Here is a 26,219-nt window from a genome sequence, read left to right on the forward strand (position 1 = left end):
GCAGGTTTCGGCTCGGCTTTACGTGAATATGAAGTACGTTTTTTAACTATGGGATAGCGAATTCTACGTTAGCGAGACTGTCCCTTCTTCCAACCAGGAGATTTACCACGTGGTTTTGGTGGTTTGGCAGGAGTAGAAACTCTGACCAAAATCCCAGGCATAGCTTGTGCAACTCGTCCTGGGGTAAGTTTATTGATTTGTTTCTGTCAAGGGAGGGGATTGTCATTGACGATATCACGCGCCAACCATAACTCCCAAGTCATAAGTGGCATTAAGTCGCTCCATCGGTCACATTGTTGGGGAGTGGAAAGCTGAGGTAGAGTCCAATGCAAACGTTGTTTAATAAACCGATACCAGTGGTCAACTGCAAAACGTCGTAAATAAAGTTTCCACAGTTCAGACAGAGGTGGCATTTCCTCACCAAAAAATGCTAACCACATTGGTTTATGGACTCGTGGGGAGCCATCCTCTTGAAGCCTTTCCACCAGTATAATAGACATTGGATGGTGTGGGGAAAGACGAAAATGCTTTCTTGTCCACAAGCGAATTTTGACTTTACCCAGCTTTGTATCTTCAAGTTCAATTGTTTGTTCCGGGTTAGACCATGTACTGGCATCGTTTAGTTTAAATTTATCTCCGTGTACTCTTGGTTTTCCCCGTCCCGAATATTGTAGTGGTTCTCCCCATAAACATAGGTTGGAGCGCAACCGCATTAGTTTATCGGCGTTAATATCGGCTGTTTTGATCGCGAATGGCGCACATCCATACTCGGTATCCCATAATGTGATTGGTCGCGATGGTAAATCTTGACACACTTGTTTTAGCTGCCATACAGCCTTATCTATCGGATTTTCCCAACTGGTAATGCGCTCATGTCTTAATGGTAATGCCCAACTGCCTTCAGTTTCCGGTATCCAGGCTATGGTACTGTATCCGTATCCTGCGGTAATGGGACGACTACCTCTTCCACCAGTAGTATAATGCTCGTATGTTCTTTCTCGAAGAGTCGGAGCATCAGGTCTTGACCATGCAGTATAATCTCCTGCTAGGATAATACGTTCTTGTTTTGGGATGTTTTTGGCGTATAGTCGCATCAATTTGTGACGCTGTGGTCTTGTATCCTGTATTGCTTCATAGATACTTGGCCACTGACGACGGAATGCTGGACACATCGATAAATCTGCCAGACTGTATGCGTTACGTGTGAGCAATATTGCATCCATCAATTCAAATGTTGCATCCTTTGCCCAGCATAAATAATCATAAGCTGCTTGACGGAACTCTCTCAATTGTGCAAAAACATCCATAACGGTAGATGAAGGTTGGTAGTGCTTCTTTCATCTTCCGCTACTGCGGTGCTTGTTATTACAAGCATCCCTTCATTTTTTGCATACTTATTTTTTAACGATCGCTCTTCTCTAGTCTAAAGTCCAGTTATTCAGTTCAATTGTTTGATAGCGCTTGGAGTATTTCTACGCGATAACACTACTAATTTTAGAAAAATTAATAACGATAGAGTACTTAAGTTTCTTTTATTTTGCCTTGTTACACTTTTGCCTCTTGATTTACGGGTTATCCCTACAGGTGCAAGATATAAGATTCCCGACTTCTTAAAGAAGTCGGGAATTTGAGCATGTGCGATTTTTATAAATCAAATAGGATTACTATAGAGATTTCAACTAACAAGTTACTCCATTTGTCTATACAGGACTTCCATATATCTATTACAATACCAAGGGTTATGCAAAACTACTTAACCTTCTACGGCTTGAGCGATCGCATTTCAATAGTTTTTGCAACCATTTCTGTTACCAGTGTATACTTATGCCATTCCTGTTAAATTCCCATAATGTTTTCGAGTATTTAGTTGAGCATGGCTTGTGCAATAATTCCGAACAAGCAACCAGTAAGGTAGAGCCACTTGTAGCTAAAAACTTTAACTTATTAGTAACTTTAAATGACACTCGTAAGCTTTTGGTTAAGCAAGAGCCGCATAAACAAGGGAAAGCAGCGGGTGAGTTTTTGGGTGAGTGGCTGCTGAAAGAATTTTACAGCGATTTTCACCAACTCAATCACCTACGCTTATTTTTGCCAGAGGTGCTGCATTTTGACAAAGAGAATTCTATTATTGTCCAGACTTATAGAGATGACTATGACGATTTAAGTAATTTTTACCAAAAGGAAAATAGCTTCAACACTGAAATCGCGAACGCTATTGGTACAATACTTGCAACTATTCATCGTGACACTTTCAACCGCCTGGAATATGAAGAATTTTTCCAGAAAAATTCTCAAAAATCTGCCTCTGAGTTTGTAAAGAATTTGATCGGCAGCTTAGAAAGGATTCCGCCAGAAATTTTTGGTTCAGTACCAGATGAGGGGTTGAAGTTTTTTGCCCTCTACCAGCGGTATGATAGTTTGGGGCAAGCGATCGCCCAATTAGGTAGTACTTTTAGTGCAAGTTGTCTGACTCACAATGACCTAAAACTGAATAATATTCTTTTGCACAACAATTGGCAGCATGGGGGTACAAATATTATACGGCTGATTGATTGGGAACGTTCTGCGTGGGGAGATCCAGCAATGGATTTAGGAACTCTCATTAGTAGCTATGTGCTAATCTGGCTGGATAGCTTAGTTATCAGCAAGTCTTTAAGTCTTGAGGAATCTTTAGGCTTGGCTGTGACGCCTTTGGAACAGGTTCAGCCTTCAATCGCTGCATTGGCTTATGCTTATGAGAATACGTTTCCCAAAATTTTAGAACATCGCCCCGATTTCTGGCAGCGAGTGGTGCAATATGTGGGTTTTGCTTTGATTCAACAGATTCAGGCAACAATTCAGCATCAAAAATCTTTTAGCAATACGGGTATTGCTATGTTGCAGGTTGCGAAGACGTTATTATGCAATCCACAACAGTCAATGCCAACGATTTTTGGTACTGCTGTTGAATTAAGTTGAATGAATGTACTTTTTGAGAAAATTCTGCCAATAATTATGCATTCCGATTCTACTCAAACTTTGATTCAGGCTGGGGTAAGTGAGCGATTAGTGTCCGTTTTAGAAGATATTGCTCATAAAGTGGAAATTGGAGCAAATTTTTCGATATCTCATCCCGATTACAAACCATTGGAATTGCCAGTTGAGGCAGCTGCCCGTTTTCAGAAACTCAATCCGCAAATGCAGCAAAAATATCTGAGTCTGCAATTACAGAATTTTCTCTACGGCATATATTACAACGGTTCTCTGCGACGTGCGTTAGCACTAGATGGGTCGGGAAATAATTTGCCCCCAACTTTAGAAAATAATACTTATTTAGGGGTAGATGTGGACTTTTATGAGCAATTGCATAAAAGTAATTGTGGAGAAGGTCACTTTGACCGTGGTTGGTCTGTTGTCAAAGAAGAAACTGATGGTACATTAGCAGTCAGTAAAAATAATTTGAGGCTACATATCGAGAAGTTGCGCCATCTTCAATCTACTGAACATACAGCGAGTGTGGGTGATGTAGTCGCTGTCCTTTTGCCTAAGAATCGAGTGCAAAATGGCTTTTACATGGCGGTTGGCAATCAGGGGTTAAAAAGTCGGTCGGATACAAAAAGTCAACTACCATTAGTACGAATTTATTTCAATTTGACTCCATCTGGTGCTGTTGCGGTGATGGGAAGCCTAACGCGGCGCTTAAATGAAATAGCGATTCCTTTTAGTTTTAAAGTTTTATACAACCCAAAAGACTATGAGCGCTATGATTCAGGAGTTTTGTATTTTGAGAAAAGTCAATATGACCGAATTAAGCAGGTAATAACAACTGTTTACAAAGAGAACGAATCGTATTTTAAGTCAGAAGTGCCGCTATTCACCTTGCAACTAGCACCAGGGTTAGGATTGGCTGAGGAACCAGACCAAAAATTTGCTGTCAAAGAAAGCTTTGGAACGAATCGCACTTCAATTGTCGCGCAGGGGTTGCTAGAAGCTACAGAGCAAGGCTTCAGTACAGCTAGTGGGCGGATAATCGCTATCTTGTCGCAGTTTTCTCGTTTGAATATTGACTTGAAGCGTGTGCATTTGAATCCAAACTCAACTGATGTCTACACAAGCTTATTCTGATAATTGTACTTGAAAGTTTCAAAAGTATTGGGCGAATATAATATGCGCTAAGGCGCACGCTACGCGAACGCTACTACACAGGCAAAGTCCACCTCCGTGGACTAATGAAAAATTAAGAGTTTCAGAACCTGCGAAGCCAGGTTTTGTCTGTATAGCCGTGATTTTAATCGCCAGGATACATAAAAATCAGCTTTTAAAACATCCTTTTAAACAGTTTTTATTGAAGTAAAATTTTTTGACTAATCAAAGTGGAGAAAGTAATAAAAGTAGGAAAAGAAAGTAGGAAAAGTAGGAAAAGTAAGACATTTAAAAAAGGTATTGCTCATCAAGTTGTAATTGTGTAAATTAGCGATGTAACAACTATTTAACATTCACAAAACACAGGAACGTTATGTTTAACAAAATGAACAAACAAAAAGCAGTAACCAATACAACTGAAGCCTCCAAAGGACGGGAACTTTTTGGAAATTGGGAATTGTCAGACTCACTCGGAGATGAGGAATTAAAGACAATAGCCGGGGGAGCTGGAACACACGTCGGGGGAGGGGAAGTACAAGTTTCATTTCTGGCACAGATTATAATCCCTGGAGTTTATGCTGAGCTGTAAGGAGGGTTTGATTACCAAATAACCCTCTCATACTATAAGGTGCATCAAAAACACACTATTCGCAGGCGTATCAATACCTGGCACTGCTCCCAAAGTGTCAATTGACCCGATAAACATTTGTGCTTACCTCGCATCCGAATAATTTTATTACCAGCCAGCAGCTTACTTCCCCAGTAAGGCTGGCTGGTGTTGCTTTTGGTTTATGTCTCGGTACAGCGGCTTTGGGCGGATAATCGCTATCTTGTCGCAGTTTTCAAGGTTTGAATATTGATTAGCCTTCAGATCCCCAACTTCGTAAGAGTTGTCGGGGATCTTGTTTTTCACCGGGAAAGGCAGGAGGCAGGAGGCAGGAGGCAGAAGGAATGCCTCCGACCTCTGCCCACGACTGAAAGGAGTAAGGGTATGAAGCCCCCTCCAAATCGAAGATTTGGTAGCTCCCAATTGGGAGGGGTTTCAATCCCCTTCCAATTGGCTCCCTTCTGCCCTCTGCCTTCTTGAACAATCATATCAAGTCCGCTTAATACCCTCTCCTTAATAAGGAGAGGGTGCCGTAGGCGGGTGAGGTTCTTCGTTTTTTATAAGTGTTCACCCGGACATGATATCATTTACGACTGCTATAGCGATTTCAACTAACAACTTACTCCTGGACTTTAGACTAGTTTCCGGTGCGAAACTCTTGAACAAATTAGTGACAAAACTTGATAAATCATCAGTATTAATATATGGGGACTAAACTCAACAAAAGTGAGATTCAAATCGTGTTGACTGTGATTATGTGTTCGGAAAATTAGAGAGAAGCTGACCAAAAGTTTGTGGTTGACTGGCTATAAATATTTTGGAAGAGACTGATGATAGAGGAGTTTGTCATTCCATCTTTCTAAACACTTAGATTGAGTTGTGGTGAGCTTTCAACTTCTAGACTTGTGATTTTTTGAGGATTCGTTTTGGACGAGACAGCGACCCATAATAGTTAAATTATGAGCAATAATTCCCCAGCCAACCCAACGAGAAAATCCAGGTTCTCCCCGATACAAACAACGTTCTAATCCAAAGGAGCGTTTCAGAAAACTGATACGTCCCTCAACGCCCTGGGTGCCAATGACGAGCTTTTTTAAATCTTATCAATTTTTGACATGGAATCATCCAGTTCTCCAAGTAATTGAATCAAAATAATAAATTCTTTATCCACTTCATATCTCTGACGCAACATCGAATCAAAGTCCTTCTTTATGTTTGAAAAAACATGGACACAGTGAACATACTTTGATTCGCTCCGATGCAGATGGTTTTTGATAAAATCATTTTCAAAAATTCATCTTTCCTGAAGATATTTGGCAAAACGAAAAGATTTCTCTAGTTCTTTTGAGAACGGGGTCTAGCCGGGATACGTGCAAAATGGGACACGATACAAAGTTATGTTAAAAAAGTTGCTTTAAATTTTATGATGTGATATCAAGGAAAAATCAAACTGATAATTTTAAGACAGTTTTGGCTGAAAAATCTCAGACATATCAGAGGCGTGCGATCGTCAGCCTTGTCCAAATGCAATCACCGAAAGAACTCAAACAACGATTATTAGGCGTGTTTTGGCTCTTTCATTGGATGCTGGAGTCGGTTAAGTTAAAATAAAAGCCCCAATCTCATCTAATGTCTGCGGTATAATATTTAGATCTTCCGCGCAATTTGAAATGCAGCTAAGTTAAACAGGTGAATTTCGCCCTTAAATTGCTGTTTGATCGCAGTTCTCAATCCCGAAAATAGATTTACTCTCACTTGCGACTCTAAGGCTACGTATTGTGAACCGCTACTCAAATAATCGAGATACCGATCAACGCTATAGGTTTGTTCGCAAGGGAAGATTTCTGTGGAGGGAGGCTCAAACAATCCTGAATCCCCGACAGGTTTTCCCAAGCCTGCGGCAATTTCAGCTTGTTTCTCTCGACCTTCGTACTCAGGTGCGCTCGCGGGCGCGTAAGCTTGATAAACCTGATTCAAGACTTGATGAACTTCATGACTTGGCTCAAGCGTCAGGTTCCAAAGTAAAACGAGAGAACCATCCTCTCGTAACGTCTGTGATGCTTTCACATATTTGATACCGGATGATATCCAGTGCCAAGCATTTGCTGCTAGTACAATTTCATACGCTTGTGGTTGAACTTGCCACTCCTCGAAGGATTCCTGAAAGAGTTGAACCTTCGGAAATGCTGCAAGACGACGTGCTGCAACTTGGTAGAAATCTCGATTCGGTTCTACCGCATCGATTGCACATCCCAACTGAGCAAAGTTAATCGTCGCAATTCCTGACCCGCATCCGACTTCGAGAATGGTTGAGTCAGGGGAAAGGTGAGCGGCTTCAATCGCTCGCTGTATTAGTGCTTCAGGATAGCGGGGTCTGCCTCGATCATAAGCTTCCACAACTGGCGTGTACCAAACCTTCCGTTGCTCTAAGTCTCGATTTGAATACTCATTAAATATTTTGACCGAATCTGCCATGATTCTTACCCGTGCAAGTCATTTTCAAGCTTAACTCTTTTGTCGCATTTTATACCATATAGGGGCAAGTTAGTAAAGCAAGAAAGTAGGTTGTGTAACATTTATTTACAATATGTCCTATTTTGCGCGTATCCCGGCTTAACCCCGTCTACAGTCGCCCCCGGTGATAAATTTAAACTCAATGACTCTACTACCTGGTGGGCAGCTGACCAAATCGTCGAGGTCAACGACTCAAAAATGGGTCGATTATCTATCCGTCTCTGGTGTAATCTTCATTTCCAACAGTCCAAAGATCATTCCATGAATTTGATTCAAATTCAGCGCTTAGATGAGTTTGGTGTGCCAAAAACCAAACCTTTATGGCTGGCATGGGTAGGACTAGAGATGCCTGCTTTATCCTCATTCTGGCAGCTTTACTGCCGTCGGTTTGCCATTGACCACTGGTATCGTTTTGCAAAACAACGCTTGCATTGGACTTTGCCCCAACTGAGTACTCCAGAACAATGTCAAACCTGGAGCGACCTTTTACCCCTGATGACTTGGCAACTCTGGCTTGCACATGGGATTGTACATGACAATCCTTTACCTTGGCAAAAGAAACAGTCCAAGTTGTCGCCAGGACGGGTGGCTCAGGCAATGGCCGGAGTTTTCGCCGCGATTAGTACACCATCACATCCACCCAAACCCCGTGGAAAGTCACCTGGCTGGCCTACTGGCAAAGCCCGCCTACGTAGAATTCGCTATCCTGTAGTCAGAAAAAGTACTACTACACCAAAAAAAGAACAACCCAAGTCCGCTTAACCTTTTAGTTTTTCTACTGTGGGACGTGTAACTTGTCAACTCACTACTGCTGAGTCATTTTGTCATGCGTTAGTCTAAACTTCAGAGACTTAGAAATTACGCTTGAAACATGAAATGGAATACCTCGTTAAAATTACTCCAACCGCACTCGCAGATGCAGAAAGCTTTTAGTCGTGGATAATTTTTGTTTGTTCCTACCTAACCAAAACTTGAATTTTTATGACTAACTCTTAATATCAATTCTTTATAATCTTGTGCTGTAGCTTTTACTTTTGACAAAGCTTGCGCGTTAGTTTCTACAGATTCAAGAAGAGGTAAAGCTTTTTCCCAACCTATAATAGCACTACGGCTTAAGAGAGATTCTGCTAAATGTGATTCAATACGCAGCCAATAATGTTGAGCAATATTAAGAAAACGTGAAACTAAAACATCATTATTTATCTTCCTCAAAGAGTCTTCCAGCCATCTTAAAATTACTTTAATAATATCTTGTATTACTGACCAAATCCACCATGCTGCGACATCCTCAATCATTTGTCTAGAAATAGATTCAGCTGCTTCTTCTTTTAAAAATTCTGTGACTTGATTAAATTTGAAGTCATCTAATGTTGGCATCCTTTCTGCTAATTCTTCAGTTGAAAAATCCCAAGACTCCCTTATAGATTCTGGAATAGATTCTATGGGGGGAAGCGTAAGTAGTGAAATAGTTTCTAAGCATTGCTCTAAAGCATTGAGAGCTTCTTGAATCTCATTGTAACCGTAATTTAGTGTTTGAATTTTATGGCGACGCTGTGTATAACTACTTATCTGCCAGGGATAAGAAAGTCTAGGTAACATATGCGGGAAATTGTTAGTTTTCATATAAGAGAAATTCCTAAAAAAGTTTCTGCATCTAAAATAGTTGACATTTTGTTGTAAAAATCATTCCAATTTGACCAATCGCCTTGTTTTTTAAGTTGTTTTGACTTTCTTGCTACAGCATTCCATAATTGTTCCATCTGAAAAACACTGATATTATAAGAACCAATAGTAAGTGGCACTCGTTCATCAATTAAAGTTCTTAATACAGATGTTTCCCCAGGACGAGCTGCAAATAAATTTGTCCAACCATTTTCTGTTTCGATGACAACTCCTATTTCTCTATTAACGGAATCCAAATTGCACCAGTCCTTCATTCTCTCTAATTGCTCCGGAGTTTTCAACAGTTTATCACGCAGGGCATTAGCAGTATTTTTTACCTCATCAATGTGGATAATACCATTATTATCAATATACAGGGTATCTGCTTCAGATACTGGATTAATTTTAACTTTTATTAAGCCTAACGTGTAGTCGTTCCCTTTCTTTGCACTTGTAAAAATTAAGGAATCTTCAGCCACTATACCTAAGTGTACAAGACGATTAGGATGACGCAGTTCTGCAAATACTTGGTCAAATTCGTCTACTGTCTTAGCTGATTTTAATTTACTGATAATAGCTTGCCAGTTTTCTTTATGTATTTTATTGTTCGATAGTGCTGACGACAAATTTACACGTACACGAAAAACCTTAGACAAAGGAATATCACTGCGTTTAAGCAATTTTTCCATATGCTCTGGATTGGCAAACCCTCTACTGACAGATGCTTGAAGTTGCTCATCACTCATAATTCCTTTTTTAAGCTTCGCAAGTTCGTCCAATGCAACCTCAATTGCACCAGGTGTGCCTTTTGGTACTTCTGTAATGTCGCCACTTTCCGCTATTAAAATCCAGAAATTCATATATTATTAAAGCTAAATTTGTAGACCATTCTGTATAATTTTAAAACGAATTAGTTGATTTACATAAAATTAGCTTACTGCGATTTTCTAATTTTGATTAAAATAAATATTTATTCTATAGTGACTAATAAAAATATTACAAGTTTTGTGCTTTTATTTGAGACTGAAAACTAAAACGTGCGTATTAGCATCGTGTGCCTAACTATGATGTTGACTTTGTGCGTTTTGACGAGATTTTCAAAAAAATTATTCGTTTTATTTTTTATTTGTGGAAAAGCTTTTGGACAAAGATAGTATCTATGAGAAAATAGAAAAGTATATAGTTATTACATTGTAGATGAATATGAGCATTGCTGACTTATTACCAACTTTGCAAAAGCTGTCTCGCGCAGACAAACTGAAAGTGATGCAGTTTTTAGTTCAAGAAATGGCTACTGAAGAGTAAATATTGTCGCTACAGTCTGGTGAAACTTATCATGTATGGTCTCTATACAACTCTCATGAGGCTGCTCAAAAATTAGCAATACTGCTAGAAGAAGATAAACAAACAAGCAATGCTTAATTTTCAAAGATTTCCCTAAATGACTTCGACTCAAAACACTCTTGTATTCCACTAAAATTTCTACTAACGTTTTTCCTGTCTGTAGCGGCTCAAGAAACTCTCAATTAGAGAAGGCGAAGCTCGAAAAGTTGTAGATTGAAGTTGAAAGATGGCATGGGGAAAATCAAGTAGATCGTTTATTCCCGCACGATAGAGGATACCTAACAGTCCAGTGACTGTAAATCCACGATGAGTCGCTGCTTGTCGTGCTTCCCAATCATCCATGATGAGAAGATTTGCTTTTAACGCGACTGAATCACGAAATGGCTTCGCACTCGCCAGAACCAAGTTTGCTTGGTAAATCTGAGAGTAAATGTTCAACTTTGTGAATTTCCAACCAATTCGGAGGTTGAGCAATCCAGTTTTGGACGATCGCATCAGCATTTTCATTTAAAAGTTCTTCCCGAACAGCATTAGGGATGATGATGCGTCCAAAAAGTTGCGGTAAAATACCAACTTGTCCAATTAATAACAAGTAGCACAGAGGAGAGGTGTCGCAAATGACAATCATCGTTCGCTAAGCACACGTTCGAGGTTGTCTAAGTCTTGTACTAAGTCAGCTTCAGTATAGTGAAGATATGCGCCATGTTGTTTGAGAAAAGCATCGGTAGCTAGGTGGGAGGGGAGCTTTAGAATACGTTGAACTTCAGCGGCACTAAGAATTTTGAGACGATATGCTTCGACAATGAACGATTCTAGCGCACGGCGATTCAGGTCGCCGAGGCTGGCTTCGAGCTGATTGGCAAGTTCGTCGGGGAGTTCGATCGTAAGAACGCATATTTTTATTTCCTGTGTGCATTATATTCCTATGTTACTTAATTTTTTATAAGCATTCAGTGTGGAAGGCGATCGCAGCATATGCAAGTTCCAAAATGCGATCGCGCAGTTGGGGTGGTTCAATCACTTCCATTTGCGTGCCAAACCCCAACACGTAGGCGCAAGCCTCTGCTTCCAAGTCAAATCGAATCGAGACAGGAATCCAGCCATCAGTATCGGGTGGCTCGATCTGCTCTATGCGTGCAAAGTACCCAGCATACCGCAACCGAGGTATGACTTCTGGGTCAACACGTACCTTAACTTTATATTGGGGTAGATTAGCTTGGAACTCAACCATTGAGCGTTGCCAATACTCTGCTAAGTTGAACTTAGGCGGACGAATACAAGAGTGAGATGCGATCGCAGCATGGCGCACCCGTGAGATTCGATATTGACGCACGTCCTCTTCCACAGCAGCTACTAAATACCAGACACTGCCTTTGGCAACTAGCCCCAACGGATTGACCAACCGCTCTAAGAGTTTGCCATCACCGCGCTCGTAGCTGAGGTGTAGTTGCCGCTCCTGCCAAATTGCTGTTTGAAGAATTGGAAACGCTGACATTTCCTCTTCCCACCGATGCCAGCCCGTTGGATCGAGATGGATGCGTTGACTAACTGCTTCCGCCTGCTGACGATTGGCAGAGGGTAGAGCAGCTAAAAGCTTAAGTAGGGCTGCCTCAAATGCCTGAGTCCAGCCTAAATCGGCTAATAAGTGAGCAGGCTTGGGCAAAAACAACGCTTGAATCTCCCCAAGGTTGAGTCCAGTCAGCGTAGTCTGGTAGTTGTCAACTAAACTCCAACCACCACCAATACCGCGTTCTGCTACGACTGGTATGCCAGCACTACTGAGTGCCTCCATATCTCGGTGAATGGTGCGTTCAGAAACTTCTAATCGTTCTGCCAAATCTCGTGCTGTCAGACGGTTATGAACCTGCAATAGCATCAGGATGGAGAGAAGGCGATCGGCTCGCATAGCAAGGGATGGACAGAGGTATAGTTACACTTTTTTTAAGTTTATCCTTAAATATGACAATGGATGTCAGGAAATAGCAATTATGCTGCAAAAAGACGAAGATTATGGAGCAGGTCAATTATGCAGCCATTGAAAAATAAGATTGTACTCGTTGCTGGAGCGACTCGCGGAGCAGGACGTGGCATTGCAGTAGAATTGGGAGCGGCAGGAGCAACAGTGTATGTTACCGGACGCACCACAAGTACTCAACGCTCGGAGTACAACCGTCCCGAAACGATTGAAGAGACTGCAAACCTAGTGACCCAAGCAGGCGGACAGGGAATCGCCATTCAAGTCGATCATTTAGATCCAGTGCAAGTGCAAGCACTGATAGCTCGTATTGAAGGCGAGCAAGGTCGTTTGGATTTGTTAGTTAACGATATTTGGGGAGCGGAATACTTAGCAGAGTGGAATACTCCAGTGTGGAAACACTCTCTCGACAAAGGACTTCGGATGTTAAGGTTAGCGATCGACACTCACATTATTACTAACCACTTTGCACTACCGCTTTTAATCAAAAATCCAGGCTCGTTAGTGGTGGAAGTCACTGATGGTACAGCTGAATACAACGACACCCACTACCGACTCTCACTGTTCTACGACCTTGCCAAAACTTCTGTAATACGTATGGCATGGTCGCTAGCACAAGAGCTTCAGCCTTATAACTGCACCGCTGTGGCTCTGACTCCAGGCTGGATGCGCTCGGAGATTATGCTAGAGCATTTCGGAGTGAGTGAAACAAACTGGCTCGATGCGATCGCAAAAGAACCGCACTTCGTCATCTCTGAAACGCCGCATTACATCGGACGAGCTATCGCTCATCTAGCTGGTGATTTGGAAGTTGCTAGATGGAACGGTCAGTCCCTTTCAAGCGGTCAATTGGCACAAATCTATAGCTTTACCGATCTCGACGGCTCTCAACCTGATGCTTTGCGTTACATTCAGGAGGTGCAAGAAGTTGGTAAACCTCCCGATGCTACAGGATATAGGTAAGAAAATACATGACTATAGCGGTTCTCACTTGAATAAAGTACAGATTTATCTGCTACGGGCTGCTACAGGCTGCGGTTACATAACTTTTTTTATGTTCGATTTCTGGCTAGTATGGCAAAGATGGACATTCAATCGCATTTACGGGAGCGACAAATTATTCACTCCGATCCTAAGATTATGAGTGGAACTTGGTTAACAAATATCCGTTGTTCATCTATATTCTCCAAGAATTTATGAAGATTGAGTACCAAATCTTGCAATTAATTCTTCTCTAGATAGTTGCATAAGTAAGGGGGTAAATTCTTTTGCTGGTAAAGTTGATATTGCTGATACGAGAGTTATCAGTTCGCTATCTAGTGAACCAAAGCGGACTTCAAGCATATTTTCAATAATTTGTCGTCTTTCTTCAAGCTTAGCAAGCTCTCGGTCTTGTTGGTAAAGTGGTTCTAGCCGCATAATTAACTCCCTATCATCTGGTTCCAAAGGTTGACTAACTCTTAAATTCTTCTGCAAATTGTAAACTAATTCTAGCGTAGCTTGACGGAATGGATGATATGTTGATAATGATTGTAACTCTAAGACTGCTTTTTCTTGTATGCTTCCTCGTCCAAGAATCCTTAGCCATAATGTTTCTGAGATATCAGGAAGTTGATGAATTGCAACAATTGCTGTTCGTAAAGCATTGACGGTAAAATACACTCCAGGTAACCAACCTTTTTTTTGAGTAGCACCAAAGCTAGATAATACTTTTGAAGACGCAGTTGGAGTGAGTACCCATAATTTTGGTATATTTGACTCCTGACGAGAAGTGTTATCTCGTTTAGCCTCTCGCCGTAGTTCAGCCTTTATCTGCCACAATTTAAAAATGCAATCTCCGATTTCATCTTCAGATGCAGCGTTCCGAAAAGGTTCAAATATAGCGGGGTATTCTGCAAATCTTCCAAGTAATCCCAAAACTTTTAGATTGGGATTTTGTTTGATTGAAGGAAAAAACAAAATATCTATTTCTTGTACTTCTCCAGTCACCGGACGAGATGGGCTAACATTCCCGTAAGAATTTAATAATTCTTCGAGATAATCTTTCGCAAATTGGTCATGAATAAAGCGAGTCATTCAGTTCTTAATACAGGCGTAATAGTTGGGTAACAATATTGTATTTTACTAAAAAATTTGCAGAAAATAAGTAGCTCGTCAGAATTAAAATGAACTAGTTAGGAGCATCATTAGTTATTTGTCTTTAGTCATTGGTAAGAGTTTAAAATATATTTACTTTTTGTCGTAGTTCTGTTTATTTCCGCTTACCAATTGGGACGACGTAATAAGTATGGGCAACGCTATATGCTCGATTTCTTGCTAGAATGGCAAGGGAGAAGTGAGACCATTCGGAGTGGTTGGATTATTGAGGATGGTTCTGACATCCCAAAATTAACAACTTGCTATCCTCTGTAACTGTTGAGGGCGATCTCAGATGACTACAAACTCAGTCAAATTACTTGATATTGTTGCATTGACAATTGACCTTCCCGATTACAATCTATTACGCGGACAGGTAGGTACAGTAGTGGAAGTATTAGCTGGTGGTAATGCGTTTGAAGTTGAGTGAGCGCGATCGCACTGGGCGTACTTATGAGTCAATTGGTTTACGTCCAGACCAATTCATGATACTGCATTTTGAGCCTGCTGCCCCTAATTCAACTTCTGAAATGGCGGTAGTGTAAACTGCCTCCAGAGGAAGCGATCGCTACACTATTGAATGACTATCGTGTAGTGAGAGTTCATTTTTGTGAACACCACGCTTTCAAATTTCATCTTTATAAACATCCCTACGATGCCCTATTTTTATGACACTTATCAATAGAATATCGTCCACAATTTTGTATAAAATTCGATAAGCACCTACTTGAATTCGATAAGCGTTTTCTCTATCTTTTAGCTTTTTCACCCCATTTGGGCGGGGTTCTGTGGCTAATTCATCAATCTTTATTTGTATGCGTGCCTGAAGGCTTTCCGATAACTTTCTAAATTGTTTTGACGCTGCATTGGAAAATTCTATTTTATAACTCACGCTACGTCCTTTTTCATTTCTCTTTTAAGTTCTTCCCAAGGAACTGTTCCATTTATTTTGATATCTTCCATTGCTAAGTCATAGTCTATAAGGTCTTGTTCTTCTTCTAAAAGTTCTAGAACTTCTTCTAAAATGTTGTCTGGTGCTATGTTTAAATGAGCATAAATCAGTTGAAGTAGTTCTTGTCTATTGATTGCAGTTTCCATCCTTACACCTCTTGTAATTACTGTTTTCATACTTTTAGCATAGCTTTTTACTGTCATACTACCCTTTAACTACCTTTTTTATTTTATCTTGTATTAGCGCTGTGCGTTAGCTGAAAGTACCGACGGTATCGCTGTGGTTATTCCTTGTAACTACTGACACTCTCGGCTCATCACCACTACATCTTTTCCGGAGATGTCTTCTAGATAGTAGTTGCAATCTCAGTAACGAGAGGTTGATACTAACAACTTGAGAAAGGCAAAAGTCATTTCGACCAAAATCACTGCTTCTAGATTTTTTCTGGTCATTGCAGCCGAAACTAAAATACTGGTATTAATAACTATATTAATAAGAGTGCTACACGAAGACCATAGCAACACATAAGGCTAACAGAAAAATGAACAGATGGCTACAATATCAGTATTACTCAACAAAATAGTCCCTATGAGTCAAAGCATTGATGAACGAGTCCGTTGGACAACAAGAGACTTAGAGCTATTGCCCGATAACGGCAATCGTTACGAAATTATTGATGGAGAGCTATTTGTGACGAGAGCACCACATTGGGGACATCAAAAAGCTAGTGGAAACGCTTATGCTGAGCTAAGAGCTTGGTCGCTGTCAACGGGTTTGGGCGAGGCTGTACCCACTCCAGGACTCATTTTTACTGATGCAGATAATGTCATTCCTGATGTAGTCTGGGTGAGCAAGGAACGCCTCTCTATCTTACTTGACGATGCCGGACATTTAACAGGAGCGCCAGAACTAATTGTGGAAGTCCTCTCACCAGGTACGAACAACGAGCAGCGAGACCGCGAGACAAAACTAAAGCTATATACTTCCAGAGGAGTACAGGAATATTGGATTTTAGATTGGCGATTGCAACAAGTTGAGGTGTATCGAAGGGAAAAAGGTATTTTGAGATTAGTCACAACGTTATTTGCTACAGATGAACTCACCTCACCGCTACTGCCAAACTTTACCTGTTGTGTTGCACGGTTCTTTATTTAGTTCAAGTTATCGCCCTTTCGCCAGGGACGCGATATATTCTCAGTAGTGTTGAGTGTGGAAGGCGATCGCTGCAAGTTCCAGAATGCGATAGCTATTAGCCGTTTTCAGTATAGGTAAGAAAAAACATTTTTTCATCAGGAACTGCAATGAAGAAGCATGTATTAATTGTGATGTTGCTACCATTGCCACCTGCTTGGGCTGTGCTTGCGGTAGTGGAAATTTCGCTTCTATATGTGCCTGCATTTACTTGTGCCCCATCTTGCACAAGTAAATCTTGGGTAGTAATTGTCAAATTACCTGCATTCTCAGTTAAACCTGCTTGAGCAGAAGTACTTAAGGCACTTCTAATTCGACCATCAGCAGAGGTACCAATCAATTCCACCTTATCAGAAGCATTGACAGTCAAACTTCCTCCCTTGCCTGTACCATATGTACCAGTAAATACCTGTGCCCCGTTTCCCATGAGTAAATCTTGGGTGGTAATTGTCAAATCTCCTGCATTGCCAGTTGAGCCTGCTTGAGCAGAAGCATTCAAGATGCTAATAGCTCGACCATCAGCAGAGGTACCAATCAGTTCTACTTTATTTGAAGCATTGACAGCCAAATTCCCTCCCTTGCCCATACCAAATGTAGCTGTACTCACCTGTGCCCCATCTCGTACAAGTAAATCTTGGGTGGTAATCGTCAAATCTCCTCCATTTTCTATTGAGTCTTGTTGAGTAGAAGTACCTAAGCTACTGCTAGTACCATTAGCAGAGGTACCAATCAGTTCCACTTTATTTGAAGCATTAACAGTCAGATTCCCTCCCTTTCCTACACGGAATGTACTACTCAATACCTGTGCCCCGTTCCGCACGAGTAAATCTTGGGTACTAATTGTCAAATCCCCTGCATTGCCAGTTGAGCCTCTTTCAGCAGAAGCACTCAAAATGCTAATAGCTCGACCATCAGCAGAGGTACCAATCAGTTCCACTTTATTTGAAGCATTGACAGTCAAATTCCCGCCCTTACCTGCACCAAATGTGGTTGCACCTACCTGTGACTCGTGCCAGAATATTTTGGATATTCTCATTAGGACTGAAAAAATAAGCTTCTCTTCCTTCACTGATGTTAAATTCTTTGAAACTATGAAACAAGTTAATTGAGCGAATGGCACCACCAGTAATGACTTCGAGTGGTTGTCCTTGAAAATTCTCTATGATTTGAGATGATTCAGTCCCAAGCGTGTCATCCGCTTGAATATTACTGGGAGTACTCTGAGACAAAACTTTACCAGTCAATACATTTATCCAGATTAATGTCAAAAATAATACAACCTTTAACTGCCAACAACCCCAATACTGCTTGGTGTCAGGAAAATAGGGGTGAAAATCAGAAAAAATTAGTTCGCACTTTGCACTTTTCTGTCTAGTGAATTGCATATTTTAACAATCCAAGTTGATAATGTTGGTATTTTAGTATGCATAAACGGTGAATGCAATTTTTATATCATTCTTTCAATATATTTATTAAACCCACAGCTAATTCAAGAAAAGTCTTACATTAACTCATAGTTTTCTAAATGAATTCAAAACTTCAACGTGAATTTCAAGAATTTGCTGTGGAGTGAGAACCAAGACTATTAGAGAAAAAAAGGAGCTTATCATGATTACCAATTCTGTTCGTAACATTTTATTCGCAATGACTTTAGCATTACCCACGCTACCACTCGCTAACCAAAATGCCCTAGCAGATGACCGCCGTGACTTCGTTATTCATAACAAGAATGAATTAGAAATTACGAAATTGTATGTTTCTTCTGGGGATTCAAAGTACTGGAGTCGAAACATTATCCAATCAGATATTGTTAGTGGCGATTCTGGAAAGATAACGTTTGGTAATAACAGCAACCATTGTGTCTATGATATCAAAGCGGTTTACACTGATGGGACTTATGATGTTAGTCGTGCTAATCTTTGCCAAACTTACGGAATAACCTTCTATGGTCATGGTGGCGATTACCGATAGCTTTATCTGTTCGGAGGGAGCGATTCCTTAAGAGCGATCGCTCTCTCCGCAATAAGCGTTAATCATATATATCATTGAGAACATTCGCGACTCAAGACAAGCTGTCCCGAAGGCAAGTAATACACATTTTGTGGTTCTACAATTGGGTCGTCTTTTTGCCAAGGACGCGATACGTTCTCAGTCTGTATGTTACGAATATCACCTGTGGGATAGATTGAAACTGAAACATCCCCAGGACGGTTGGGCAAACCACCAGAACCCGTGATGGTGAATGTATTTTCTTGTTTACCACTGCGAGTAATGCAACTATTGGCAATCAGGGCGTTGGTATCAATTTGAGTTTGCACTAATTCTGCCAGATTATTTTGGATATAGCTAGTATCAGGGATGAAGGTATTGCCTGATGAAATTGCTCCAGTTGCATTGATATCAGCACGATTATTGCCATTCAAGAAGTTATTTGAAGGGCTGGGTTTAATTTGAGAAGAAGCAGGATTAAAACTAAAACCGAAGTAAGCAGGAGTATTGAGAGTAATGTTTCCTCCTTTTCCCTGTTGAGCAAAAGCGAAGAGATCGCTGTCATCAAAAGCGATAATTGCTGATGCTGTTATGTCTATATTGCCGCCATTAGCATTGTTACTAGCTTGAGTCGATATATCACTGTTATTGCGAAGGAGTAATCTATCGGCAATTTGCAAGGTAATATTGCCACCAGATAAATTAGTCGAGCTTACTACTGAAGGTGTATTTAACGCGAGTATGGATGAATTGCGATCGAGGGTGAAGGAATCTGCACTTACCTTGATGTTTCCAGCATTTCCTTGTCCTAAAGATTCAGTACTGAGTTGTGCTCCATTGTTAAAAAACATTTTGGAAGTTTTAATATCAATCTCACCACCATTTCCTTCTCCTGTGCTCCCTACTCCACTATCGATTGAACCGCTATCGACGAAGACAGTATCTTTAGCAGTTATCCTAATACTTCCTCCATTTCCTTTTCCAAGGTTACTTGCACTTAAACGAGAGCTATTAGCGATCGAGATGGAATTAGCTTCAAGTTTAATATCACTACCATTAGCACTCGCCCCTGGAGCTACAGCAGTCAAAAGAGAACTGTTACCATCAAAAGAGATAGAATCAGTAGCTTGAATGGAGATAGTACCTGATTCCCCTCTAGAATTAGAGTAAAATAGAGCCTGCAATTGAGCGCCATTCGTAAAAGAAACATTTTTTGCGGATATTGTAATAGTGCCAACTTTTCCTTCTGCTGACGTTCCGGGCTGTCCCAGACTGCTAGAAATTCCACTACCATTTGTTACAGAAAAAAGATCGCTAGCTTCGAGGGAAATATTTCCGGCATTTCCTTTTCTTACATTATTAGTAGTTATTGAAGCATTGTTATCTAGGAAAATCTGAGGAGACTTAATTTCTATTTTCCCTGCATTTCCTTCTCCCAAAAAGTTTAATTCTGGTGCAAATAGTATACTGCTATTGATGCTACTTCGATTCAAAATGATTTTTTCAGTAGAATTAATCTGAATATTTCCAGCATCTCCCTTCGTAGAACTGCTAGCCTCAAGAAAAGCATTGTTAAATAATGAGACTTTTTTAGCATTAATACTAATATCGCCACCTTGTCCTTGAGCACTAGGGAGTAGTACACTATCAATTTGCCCACTATCTGAAACAACTTCGTTTTTCGCCTCAATCCTTACATTACCAGCATTGCCTTTACCAGAACTACTAACGCTGATGTTACCATTATTGCTGAGTTTCAGATTGCCAGTAGATATCTCAATACTCCCACCTTGTCCTTGAGCAGTGGGGAGTAAAGAACTGTCAATTCGTCCACTATCTAAAACAACTTCTTCTTTCCCCTCAATCTTTACGTTACCAGCATTGCCAACACCACTACTATTAGTACTGATATTACCATTATTGCTGAGTTTTAAATTGCCAGTAGATATCTCAAGAATCCCACCATTCCCTATGGCATTTTTACCCACTCTACTTGAAATAGCACTAACTAAATCTGGATTTACTGTTGTTTTACCATCAAGAAAAATACGCTCGCTAGCTATAATGCTAATATTACCTGCACTTCCTCTACCGAAAGTTTCAGATCCTATATTAGCGCCATTAGTAAGAGACAAATTTTTGGTAGTAATTTTAATGTTACCTGAGTTGCCAATTCCACCAGTATTACTACTGATGTAGCTAGGAAGAAATTGATTATTTCCATCCAAAGAGATACTATCCCTAGCATTAATAGTGACATCTCCTGCGTTACCGTTTCCAGTTATCAAACTGTCGATACCACCTCCATTATTAATAATGAGATTCTTGGTATTGATATCAATAGCTCCTGCATTACCGACACCTGGACTAAGAACGCTGCTAGCGATCGCACTAACAATCTGTTGCAGCCCTCCATCAATAAAAAGGACATCGCTTGTATCGATCGCAATATTACCTGAAGTTCCTTTTCCGCCAAGGTTGCTGCTGTTGATATTACCACCATTAGTTAGAGACAAATTTCTAGCGCTAATACTAATATTCCCCGTACTACCCGTTCCAGTGGGTGCGATCGTATTAATTATACGAGTGTTGCCATCCAAGGAAATATTGTGAAGAGCGTTAATTATTATATCCCCAGTCTTACCTTCTCCAGAAAGTCCAGAAAGCAATATTGCTCCATTAGTCAAAGACAAATTGCCAGTGGTGATTCTGATGTTCCCCGTATTGCCCATACCTTGATTAACTACAGAATTGTAGATACCGCTAGGAATACCATTTTGATTTATGCCATCAAAAGTCACTTGATTAGTAGCATTGATAACAATATCTCCTGCTTTAGCGTCTGGGGAACCCAAACCGCCAGCAATACCAGCATTCAAAGTACTTCCTTCTCTCAGTTCTAAATTCTTGCTGTTAATTGCGATTGCGCCGCCTCCTCCTGAAAGAACACTGACACTTGCACCTTTACTCAAGAAAACATTGCTTCTTTCCACATTCTCAGGAAAACTCAAACTTAGATTTTTACTATCCTCATTCAATCCCACTGCTCCAACACCAACCAATCCTCCTAACTCAACTCTTCCACCATTCGCGAGCGCTACTCCTCCATCCATGCTCACATTACCACCTACCAACAGTAAACTCTTGCCATTTGGAACGCGCAGCAAACCAGAATTATTCTGAATAGATGACGTTTGATTAATCTGATTAAAAAATAACGCTCCTGGATTAATAGTTAGTAACGACGATGGTGCTTCTGGCTTGGTAGCACTAAAAAATCCTTGTCCAAACTGAACTCCGTTCGCAGTCGTTGCAACAAAGGAACCTTGCACATTCAATCTGGCACTTTCTCCAAAAATAATCCCATTGGGATTAATGAGAAATAAATTCGGCACTGAGTTGCCAAAAGTCCCCAGTACACCCAAAATTTCAGAGCGGTTTCCACCTGTGACTCGTGTCAAAATATTTTGGATATTATCATTAGGACTGAAAAAATAAACTCCCCTTCCCTCTCTGACATTAAATTCTTTGAAACTATGAAACAAGTTTATTGAGCGAGTTGCACCACCAGTAATGACCTCAATTGGTTGTCCCTGAAAATTCTGTATGATTTGAGATGATTCAATCCCAAGTGTGTCATCAGCTTGGATATTACTAGGAGTACTCTGAGCCAAGGCTTTGTCGGCAAAGATACTTACCCCTATCGATGTCAAAAGTCCTACAAATCTCAACTGCCAATAACCCAACCAGCGTTTTGCTTTCATTGGACTCACTCCCCATATATTTGGAGTATCTAATGATTTGGGATGAAAAAGCAATCACATGAGTTACTGTGAAATTTACTGTCACCTCAAGCAAGGCGATCTCCATCAGGCGATCGCTCCCTCTGCAATGAGAGGCATTACCCGAAGGGTCATTGGTAAGAGTTAACAGCGTATTTACATATCGTCTTCTATTTCATTAATATATTCTCGATCCCATAGAGTATTACTGTAAATTTTAGATGCTTGTTGTAGTTTAAGGTTATGAGCATCCTTCACTGCTTTGCGTGGTAACCAGCCGATGTTCTTGTAATGCCATCTCGCACGCCTGACTGCATCTTGAGAATCATTCACGATTGGCAAGCTATCCCTATTCAGGTAACGCCTTAGATGTATTCCGAGTTCTATTGCAGTATGCTCGTGATTCTCAAAACATCGTTCTTCCATCCACGGAGTAGATATTGCTGTGACAAGAGTCCATCTATGACTGTCATACACTGCTTTGGCTACAACTACCTGTACCGACTGCTGTGTCCAGTCATAAGTTTCAAAAAATTTATCTACAGCTTCTTCATTGTCTAAGTCGATATCTACATCCAATTCAACTAATAACTCAGCCAATTCCGCCCCCTCCCAATACTGCTGATACCAATCTCTAATTTCCTCTGGGCTAAAATAGTTACAAGCTTGAAGAAATGTCAATTCCTCCCAACCTGCATCCGTGCTGATAAAATCACCTTTTATTCCTACAATTTCCAGGTTTTCTTCTTGTTCCCAAGGATAAAGAGATCGCTTCTTTTTTTTGAGAGCAGACTTTTTTCGGCGTTTTGTCATACTTAAACAACGTTGTAGCCCAATTGGCTTGCTATCAGCAAAACGTAAGGATAACAGAAAAATGAACAGATGACTACAAGATCGGTATAATGCTATTGAATGCACCCCCACTCAATAAAAGTAAAAGTATTTTAAGGGGAATTTACACATTTGGGATGCTCCCTTTTGAGCTTGCATCCCCTGATTCAAAGTCTGAAATGGTAATAGAAGTCTGAATTCTTAATTCAGACTTCTTTTCAAGTCTACACTGAGTTTTATTTGTTGGTTAAAGAATTGGGAGTGTAAGTTTGGAATTCGTCGATATTGGCGGGAGGGTTATCTATATTTTCTAAATCGTTAGGTGTATACGTTGGTGTATTGCTATCATCCAACTCTTCCTCCGGATATGAACTAGGCTCATCACTACTAAAAGATTCTTGCGTCTTATCTTCTATATAATATGCTTCTTGTGGTGGAATCGATAGAACTTCCACTTCTTCTGTAGTAGATTGAGCTTTTGCCTGAGTATAAGCTCCAAGAAAAAGCGGTAGCAGTGTTAGCGTTATTAAACTTAACAGAATATAAGTCTTAAATCGCAATTGAATTGGCAAAAACTTGTTCATAGCAACCCGTGTAAATTTTTATTCTGATAAGAGTTAATGAAAACGGTGTATAGCAGTCCTATTAGATATGTAAAAATTATCAACTGCCTATACGCCTAAAAACGCCAAGACAAGAGAGAAGAGAGAATTTTACAAATGATATAGGATGGCTACATTACGTATAAACACTGTTGTCTTATTGCGGTCGGGACAAAATTAAAAAATTTTAATAACCTTTTTCACCGTTAAATTAACGAATCTTTTCATTTTTTTGTGACTCTGTACTCTCGGTAGTTTAGGAAAAAACTAAGTATTTTTTGGTGGAACAGGAGTAGTCAAATTTATGCTTAGCTCACTTACTGGTCAGATCCCCGACAACTCTTACGAAGCCGGGGATCTGGTATGCGATGGTGTGTATGGCAAAGCCCAGTCTCAATCGAGACTGGACTTGACAACAGTTAGGTGACTACAGCTTGATTGCGTCTACGGTCTTCGCTAAATTATGCACTAGCTTGGTCTAGATTAACTTTGACGACTTTGTTCTTCTCTTGTGAAGTCTTAGGAAGTGTTAGATTCAAGATACCATCTTTGTATTCTGCTATAACTTGAGTGTTCTCAATCTTAGCAGGTAAAGGAATGACACGTTGAAACTTGCCATAGTGGAATTCAGTTCGAGTTATACCTTTTTCTTCAGTCTTATTTTCAGACTTGCGCTCGCCACTGATAGAAACAGTATTTTCTGTAACTTGAATATCCAAGTCTTTCGCTTCGATTCCTGGAACTTCCAATTTTAAGTGAATAGCATCATCTGTTTGGGTAAGTTCAGCAGCAGGAACTTTGACAAAGTCTCTTTCAAAGACTGTAGATGGTACTCTGGTATCCTCAAATAAACGATTCATTTGACGCTGTAGGTCATTTAGTTCTTGCCAAGGATTGTAACGAATTAGTGCCATAGTTAGGACAAATGATTTATGTGATTCAGTCTTGTTTACTTTCAATTCCTATAATATGGCTCATAAAATCCATATTGATTCGGTTTTAATCACCCAATAATTGATGATTACCGCCTAAAAAATTAAGACTATTATAAGTACGGTTAACTGAATATTTTTGGTACGGTAAATAAGGCGATAAGCTTCGCTTAATGGCTTAAGCCGTATCGCACTTCGGTGTGGCGTAACCACTCAGATCCCCAACAACTCTTACGAAGTCGGGGATCTTGCAGCCTCAGGCTATTAAGTATTCTGCATCATTTAAGTGTGCGATAGTGCAGAAACAGATCGCTTCCCACCTGACGAGTTTCGACGAGTTCGAGGTGAGGAGCAGCATCAGGTACAAAACCCTCTCCCTCTACTGGGCTTGGCGCGTTCTTTCCTCCATAAATGATTGGCCAAATGGTCAACCACCAATCATCAATTCGCCCTGCTTGTATGAGAGCAGCTGTCAAAGACCCACCTCCCAAAGCAACGACCTTGCGGATACCCCGTTCTGTTATCAAGGCGTAAGCTCGATCCCAGTCCAGGTCTGTATCTCCCAGAGCGATTACATCAGCCAGCTTGTGCAGGATTGTTGCTTCAGTTTTGCGATCCATTGCAGCCCGTGTCGTAAATATCCATCGTTCAACGTCCTGATTGAAAAAAGGCAGGTCAGGGGGTAGGTCTAAAGATCCCGAAACAACACAGGTAATGGGTTGGGGAGACTGACCCCGAACGTTGCGTGCAGCTAACAGTTCGGGATTGCTAATTGTGAAAGTCGTTCCCTCAGATCGAATTGTCCCCGCCCCCACCAAAACTAAATCGGCAAGGGATACTTGGTACTCTAGGTGTGCTCGATCGACTGGATCGGGATCGCGTGGTGCTCTAGGGTCTACGGCACTAATCTTTCCATCAGCCGTCATAGCAAGAACCACGGTTGTTTGGATAGCTGTCATGGTTACAATTTGTTGTAGTCAGATTCAAAGCAGATCTTATCCCATGCTGCCATCACCTCCTGCCACTCTTGGTCATCAGGGGTGCTGACAGCTTACCCTATCGTCCTGGTGATGCTGTCATTTCATCCTATCCCACAGGTGATGTACGTAACGTACAAGATCGTAGTGTATCTTTGTCGTGGCAAAAAGGCGACCCAATTGTAGAACCACAAGGCGATCGCTTTGGTCATTTTGATTTTTATTCGATGCAGATGGTCACTGTAACGCAAACAGAATTGGAGCAAAAGTTCAGTTCTCCAAAAGAATTTGTATAGGCGATAAGCGAAGCTTAACGGCTTAAGCCGTATCGCGTGCGGATTTACACCATTATTCATTCTTGTCTTGAAAAACTAGGCACTTTTGGGCATGATTGACAGCCTAAAAGTGCTATCAATGTTTCTATATTATGCAGAGTAGTTAGCACAAAACGTTCTTTTCCTAGCTTTCTAAGCTTTGTATAAATGATTTTAGCAATGTTTAAGGGACTGGCATACGTAAGAGTAGAGGACTATCACGGTGAACAGTTATACCTTACAATGACTTCAAAACCAGTCAACGTTCTTACGTTCTATTAGCGAGAGG

The 26,219-nt window shown here is 40.7% G+C and carries 29 protein-coding genes and 1 pseudogene; 11 read left to right on the forward strand and 19 right to left on the reverse strand.

Annotated elements, in window-relative coordinates; all coding sequences use genetic code 11:
- Positions 1-206: 206 nt before the first annotated feature.
- The gene (locus ACKTT2_RS31065) at positions 207-1,307 is read right to left on the reverse strand and encodes an NF041680 family putative transposase (RefSeq protein WP_407893987.1); all 1,101 of its coding nucleotides are present in this window, start codon (positions 1,305-1,307) and stop codon (positions 207-209) included.
- Positions 1,308-1,824: 517 nt separating this feature from the next.
- Between ACKTT2_RS31065 and ACKTT2_RS31070 the strand changes: the two genes are divergently transcribed.
- The 3 genes from ACKTT2_RS31070 to ACKTT2_RS31080 all read left to right on the forward strand — a co-directional run bounded on the left by ACKTT2_RS31070 (position 1,825) and on the right by ACKTT2_RS31080 (position 4,711).
- Positions 1,825-2,958 carry a phosphotransferase family protein gene (locus tag ACKTT2_RS31070; RefSeq protein ID WP_407893989.1) on the forward strand — a complete coding sequence of 378 codons (1,134 nt, stop codon included), beginning with the start codon at positions 1,825-1,827 and terminating at the stop codon, positions 2,956-2,958.
- Between the two features lie 36 nt (positions 2,959-2,994).
- Positions 2,995-4,104, forward strand: a complete 1,110-nt coding sequence (locus ACKTT2_RS31075; protein WP_407893991.1) for a T3SS effector HopA1 family protein — start codon at positions 2,995-2,997, stop codon at positions 4,102-4,104.
- 391 nt (positions 4,105-4,495) lie between these two features.
- A complete protein-coding gene (locus ACKTT2_RS31080) occupies positions 4,496-4,711 on the forward strand; it encodes a hypothetical protein (protein WP_407893994.1) in 216 nt (71 codons plus the stop codon).
- Positions 4,712-5,619: 908 nt separating this feature from the next.
- On the opposite strand, the pseudogene ACKTT2_RS31085 reads toward ACKTT2_RS31080, so the two are convergent.
- A pseudogene (locus ACKTT2_RS31085) lies at positions 5,620-5,827 on the reverse strand (hypothetical protein); the annotation flags it as partial.
- Positions 5,828-6,199: 372 nt separating this feature from the next.
- On the opposite strand from ACKTT2_RS31085, the gene ACKTT2_RS31090 reads away from it, so the two are divergent.
- Positions 6,200-6,340, forward strand: coding sequence for a hypothetical protein (locus ACKTT2_RS31090; protein ID WP_407893996.1), 141 nt, complete (start codon positions 6,200-6,202; stop codon positions 6,338-6,340).
- A 36-nt stretch (positions 6,341-6,376) separates the two neighbouring features.
- Here the strand turns inward: ACKTT2_RS31090 and ACKTT2_RS31095 are convergent, their stop codons facing one another.
- Positions 6,377-7,204: a class I SAM-dependent methyltransferase gene (locus ACKTT2_RS31095; protein WP_407893998.1), complete on the reverse strand. Its 828-nt coding sequence runs from the start codon at positions 7,202-7,204 to the stop codon at positions 6,377-6,379.
- Positions 7,205-7,504: 300 nt separating this feature from the next.
- Between ACKTT2_RS31095 and ACKTT2_RS31100 the strand changes: the two genes are divergently transcribed.
- Positions 7,505-8,005: a hypothetical protein gene (locus ACKTT2_RS31100; RefSeq protein WP_407894001.1), complete on the forward strand. Its 501-nt coding sequence runs from the start codon at positions 7,505-7,507 to the stop codon at positions 8,003-8,005.
- Between the two features lie 198 nt (positions 8,006-8,203).
- Here ACKTT2_RS31100 and ACKTT2_RS31105 read toward each other — a convergent pair whose 3' ends face one another.
- The 6 genes from ACKTT2_RS31105 to ACKTT2_RS31130 all read right to left on the reverse strand — a co-directional run bounded on the left by ACKTT2_RS31105 (position 8,204) and on the right by ACKTT2_RS31130 (position 12,155).
- Positions 8,204-8,866 (reverse strand): hypothetical protein, encoded by a 663-nt coding sequence (locus ACKTT2_RS31105; RefSeq protein WP_407894003.1) that lies wholly within the window; start codon positions 8,864-8,866, stop codon positions 8,204-8,206.
- The gene (locus tag ACKTT2_RS31110; RefSeq protein WP_407894005.1) at positions 8,863-9,765 is read right to left on the reverse strand and encodes a hypothetical protein; all 903 of its coding nucleotides are present in this window, start codon (positions 9,763-9,765) and stop codon (positions 8,863-8,865) included. Before ACKTT2_RS31110 ends, ACKTT2_RS31105 begins: the two co-directional genes overlap by 4 nt.
- A gap of 625 nt (positions 9,766-10,390) precedes the next feature.
- Positions 10,391-10,687 (reverse strand): PIN domain-containing protein, encoded by a 297-nt coding sequence (locus ACKTT2_RS31115; RefSeq protein ID WP_407894007.1) that lies wholly within the window; start codon positions 10,685-10,687, stop codon positions 10,391-10,393.
- A complete protein-coding gene (locus ACKTT2_RS31120) occupies positions 10,623-10,877 on the reverse strand; it encodes a PIN domain-containing protein (protein WP_407894008.1) in 255 nt (84 codons plus the stop codon). The genes ACKTT2_RS31115 and ACKTT2_RS31120 overlap by 65 nt, the downstream gene beginning before the upstream one ends.
- Positions 10,874-11,152 carry a UPF0175 family protein gene (locus ACKTT2_RS31125; protein ID WP_407894131.1) on the reverse strand — a complete coding sequence of 93 codons (279 nt, stop codon included), beginning with the start codon at positions 11,150-11,152 and terminating at the stop codon, positions 10,874-10,876. Before ACKTT2_RS31125 ends, ACKTT2_RS31120 begins: the two co-directional genes overlap by 4 nt.
- A 37-nt stretch (positions 11,153-11,189) precedes the next feature.
- On the reverse strand, positions 11,190-12,155 hold the full coding sequence (locus ACKTT2_RS31130; protein WP_407894010.1) for a helix-turn-helix transcriptional regulator: 966 nt from the start codon (positions 12,153-12,155) through the stop codon (positions 11,190-11,192).
- Positions 12,156-12,275: 120 nt separating this feature from the next.
- Between ACKTT2_RS31130 and ACKTT2_RS31135 the strand changes: the two genes are divergently transcribed.
- The gene (locus tag ACKTT2_RS31135; protein ID WP_407894012.1) at positions 12,276-13,187 is read left to right on the forward strand and encodes an SDR family oxidoreductase; all 912 of its coding nucleotides are present in this window, start codon (positions 12,276-12,278) and stop codon (positions 13,185-13,187) included.
- Between the two features lie 231 nt (positions 13,188-13,418).
- Here the strand turns inward: ACKTT2_RS31135 and ACKTT2_RS31140 are convergent, their stop codons facing one another.
- The gene (locus tag ACKTT2_RS31140) at positions 13,419-14,300 is read right to left on the reverse strand and encodes a hypothetical protein (protein WP_407894014.1); all 882 of its coding nucleotides are present in this window, start codon (positions 14,298-14,300) and stop codon (positions 13,419-13,421) included.
- Positions 14,301-14,492: 192 nt separating this feature from the next.
- Between ACKTT2_RS31140 and ACKTT2_RS31145 the strand changes: the two genes are divergently transcribed.
- Positions 14,493-14,636 carry a DUF6883 domain-containing protein gene (locus tag ACKTT2_RS31145; protein WP_407894016.1) on the forward strand — a complete coding sequence of 48 codons (144 nt, stop codon included), beginning with the start codon at positions 14,493-14,495 and terminating at the stop codon, positions 14,634-14,636.
- 19 nt (positions 14,637-14,655) lie between these two features.
- Entirely contained in the window at positions 14,656-14,790 is a 135-nt protein-coding gene (locus ACKTT2_RS31150; RefSeq protein WP_407894018.1) for a DUF4926 domain-containing protein, read from the forward strand.
- A 195-nt stretch (positions 14,791-14,985) separates the two neighbouring features.
- Here ACKTT2_RS31150 and ACKTT2_RS31155 read toward each other — a convergent pair whose 3' ends face one another.
- Positions 14,986-15,252: a type II toxin-antitoxin system RelE family toxin gene (locus tag ACKTT2_RS31155; protein ID WP_407894020.1), complete on the reverse strand. Its 267-nt coding sequence runs from the start codon at positions 15,250-15,252 to the stop codon at positions 14,986-14,988.
- Entirely contained in the window at positions 15,249-15,458 is a 210-nt protein-coding gene (locus ACKTT2_RS31160; RefSeq protein WP_407894022.1) for a hypothetical protein, read from the reverse strand. Before ACKTT2_RS31160 ends, ACKTT2_RS31155 begins: the two co-directional genes overlap by 4 nt.
- A 442-nt stretch (positions 15,459-15,900) precedes the next feature.
- Here ACKTT2_RS31160 and ACKTT2_RS31165 point away from each other — a divergent pair, with 442 nt between their 5' ends.
- Positions 15,901-16,467, forward strand: coding sequence for a Uma2 family endonuclease (locus ACKTT2_RS31165; protein ID WP_407894133.1), 567 nt, complete (start codon positions 15,901-15,903; stop codon positions 16,465-16,467).
- 94 nt (positions 16,468-16,561) lie between these two features.
- Here ACKTT2_RS31165 and ACKTT2_RS31170 read toward each other — a convergent pair whose 3' ends face one another.
- Positions 16,562-17,539 carry a hypothetical protein gene (locus ACKTT2_RS31170; protein WP_407894024.1) on the reverse strand — a complete coding sequence of 326 codons (978 nt, stop codon included), beginning with the start codon at positions 17,537-17,539 and terminating at the stop codon, positions 16,562-16,564.
- Positions 17,475-17,888, reverse strand: coding sequence for a two-partner secretion domain-containing protein (locus tag ACKTT2_RS31175; protein WP_407894026.1), 414 nt, complete (start codon positions 17,886-17,888; stop codon positions 17,475-17,477). The genes ACKTT2_RS31170 and ACKTT2_RS31175 overlap by 65 nt, the downstream gene beginning before the upstream one ends.
- A gap of 223 nt (positions 17,889-18,111) precedes the next feature.
- Between ACKTT2_RS31175 and ACKTT2_RS31180 the strand changes: the two genes are divergently transcribed.
- Positions 18,112-18,474, forward strand: a complete 363-nt coding sequence (locus tag ACKTT2_RS31180; protein ID WP_407894028.1) for a hypothetical protein — start codon at positions 18,112-18,114, stop codon at positions 18,472-18,474.
- 71 nt (positions 18,475-18,545) lie between these two features.
- Here ACKTT2_RS31180 and ACKTT2_RS31185 read toward each other — a convergent pair whose 3' ends face one another.
- The 5 genes from ACKTT2_RS31185 to ACKTT2_RS31205 form a co-directional block, all read right to left on the reverse strand.
- Positions 18,546-22,256: a two-partner secretion domain-containing protein gene (locus ACKTT2_RS31185; RefSeq protein WP_407894030.1), complete on the reverse strand. Its 3,711-nt coding sequence runs from the start codon at positions 22,254-22,256 to the stop codon at positions 18,546-18,548.
- Positions 22,257-22,430: 174 nt separating this feature from the next.
- Positions 22,431-23,087, reverse strand: a complete 657-nt coding sequence (locus tag ACKTT2_RS31190) for a hypothetical protein (protein WP_407894032.1) — start codon at positions 23,085-23,087, stop codon at positions 22,431-22,433.
- Between the two features lie 254 nt (positions 23,088-23,341).
- Positions 23,342-23,689 (reverse strand): hypothetical protein, encoded by a 348-nt coding sequence (locus ACKTT2_RS31195; protein ID WP_407894034.1) that lies wholly within the window; start codon positions 23,687-23,689, stop codon positions 23,342-23,344.
- Between the two features lie 479 nt (positions 23,690-24,168).
- Positions 24,169-24,621, reverse strand: coding sequence for an Hsp20/alpha crystallin family protein (locus ACKTT2_RS31200; protein WP_407894036.1), 453 nt, complete (start codon positions 24,619-24,621; stop codon positions 24,169-24,171).
- A gap of 296 nt (positions 24,622-24,917) precedes the next feature.
- On the reverse strand, positions 24,918-25,598 hold the full coding sequence (locus ACKTT2_RS31205) for a RibD family protein (RefSeq protein WP_407894038.1): 681 nt from the start codon (positions 25,596-25,598) through the stop codon (positions 24,918-24,920).
- 68 nt (positions 25,599-25,666) lie between these two features.
- Between ACKTT2_RS31205 and ACKTT2_RS31210 the strand changes: the two genes are divergently transcribed.
- Positions 25,667-25,912 (forward strand): hypothetical protein, encoded by a 246-nt coding sequence (locus ACKTT2_RS31210; RefSeq protein ID WP_407894040.1) that lies wholly within the window; start codon positions 25,667-25,669, stop codon positions 25,910-25,912.
- Positions 25,913-26,219 lie beyond the last annotated feature (307 nt).

Source organism: Scytonema hankhaensis NUACC26 (assembly GCF_045865695.1).
GTDB lineage: Bacteria > Cyanobacteriota > Cyanobacteriia > Cyanobacteriales > Nostocaceae > Scytonema.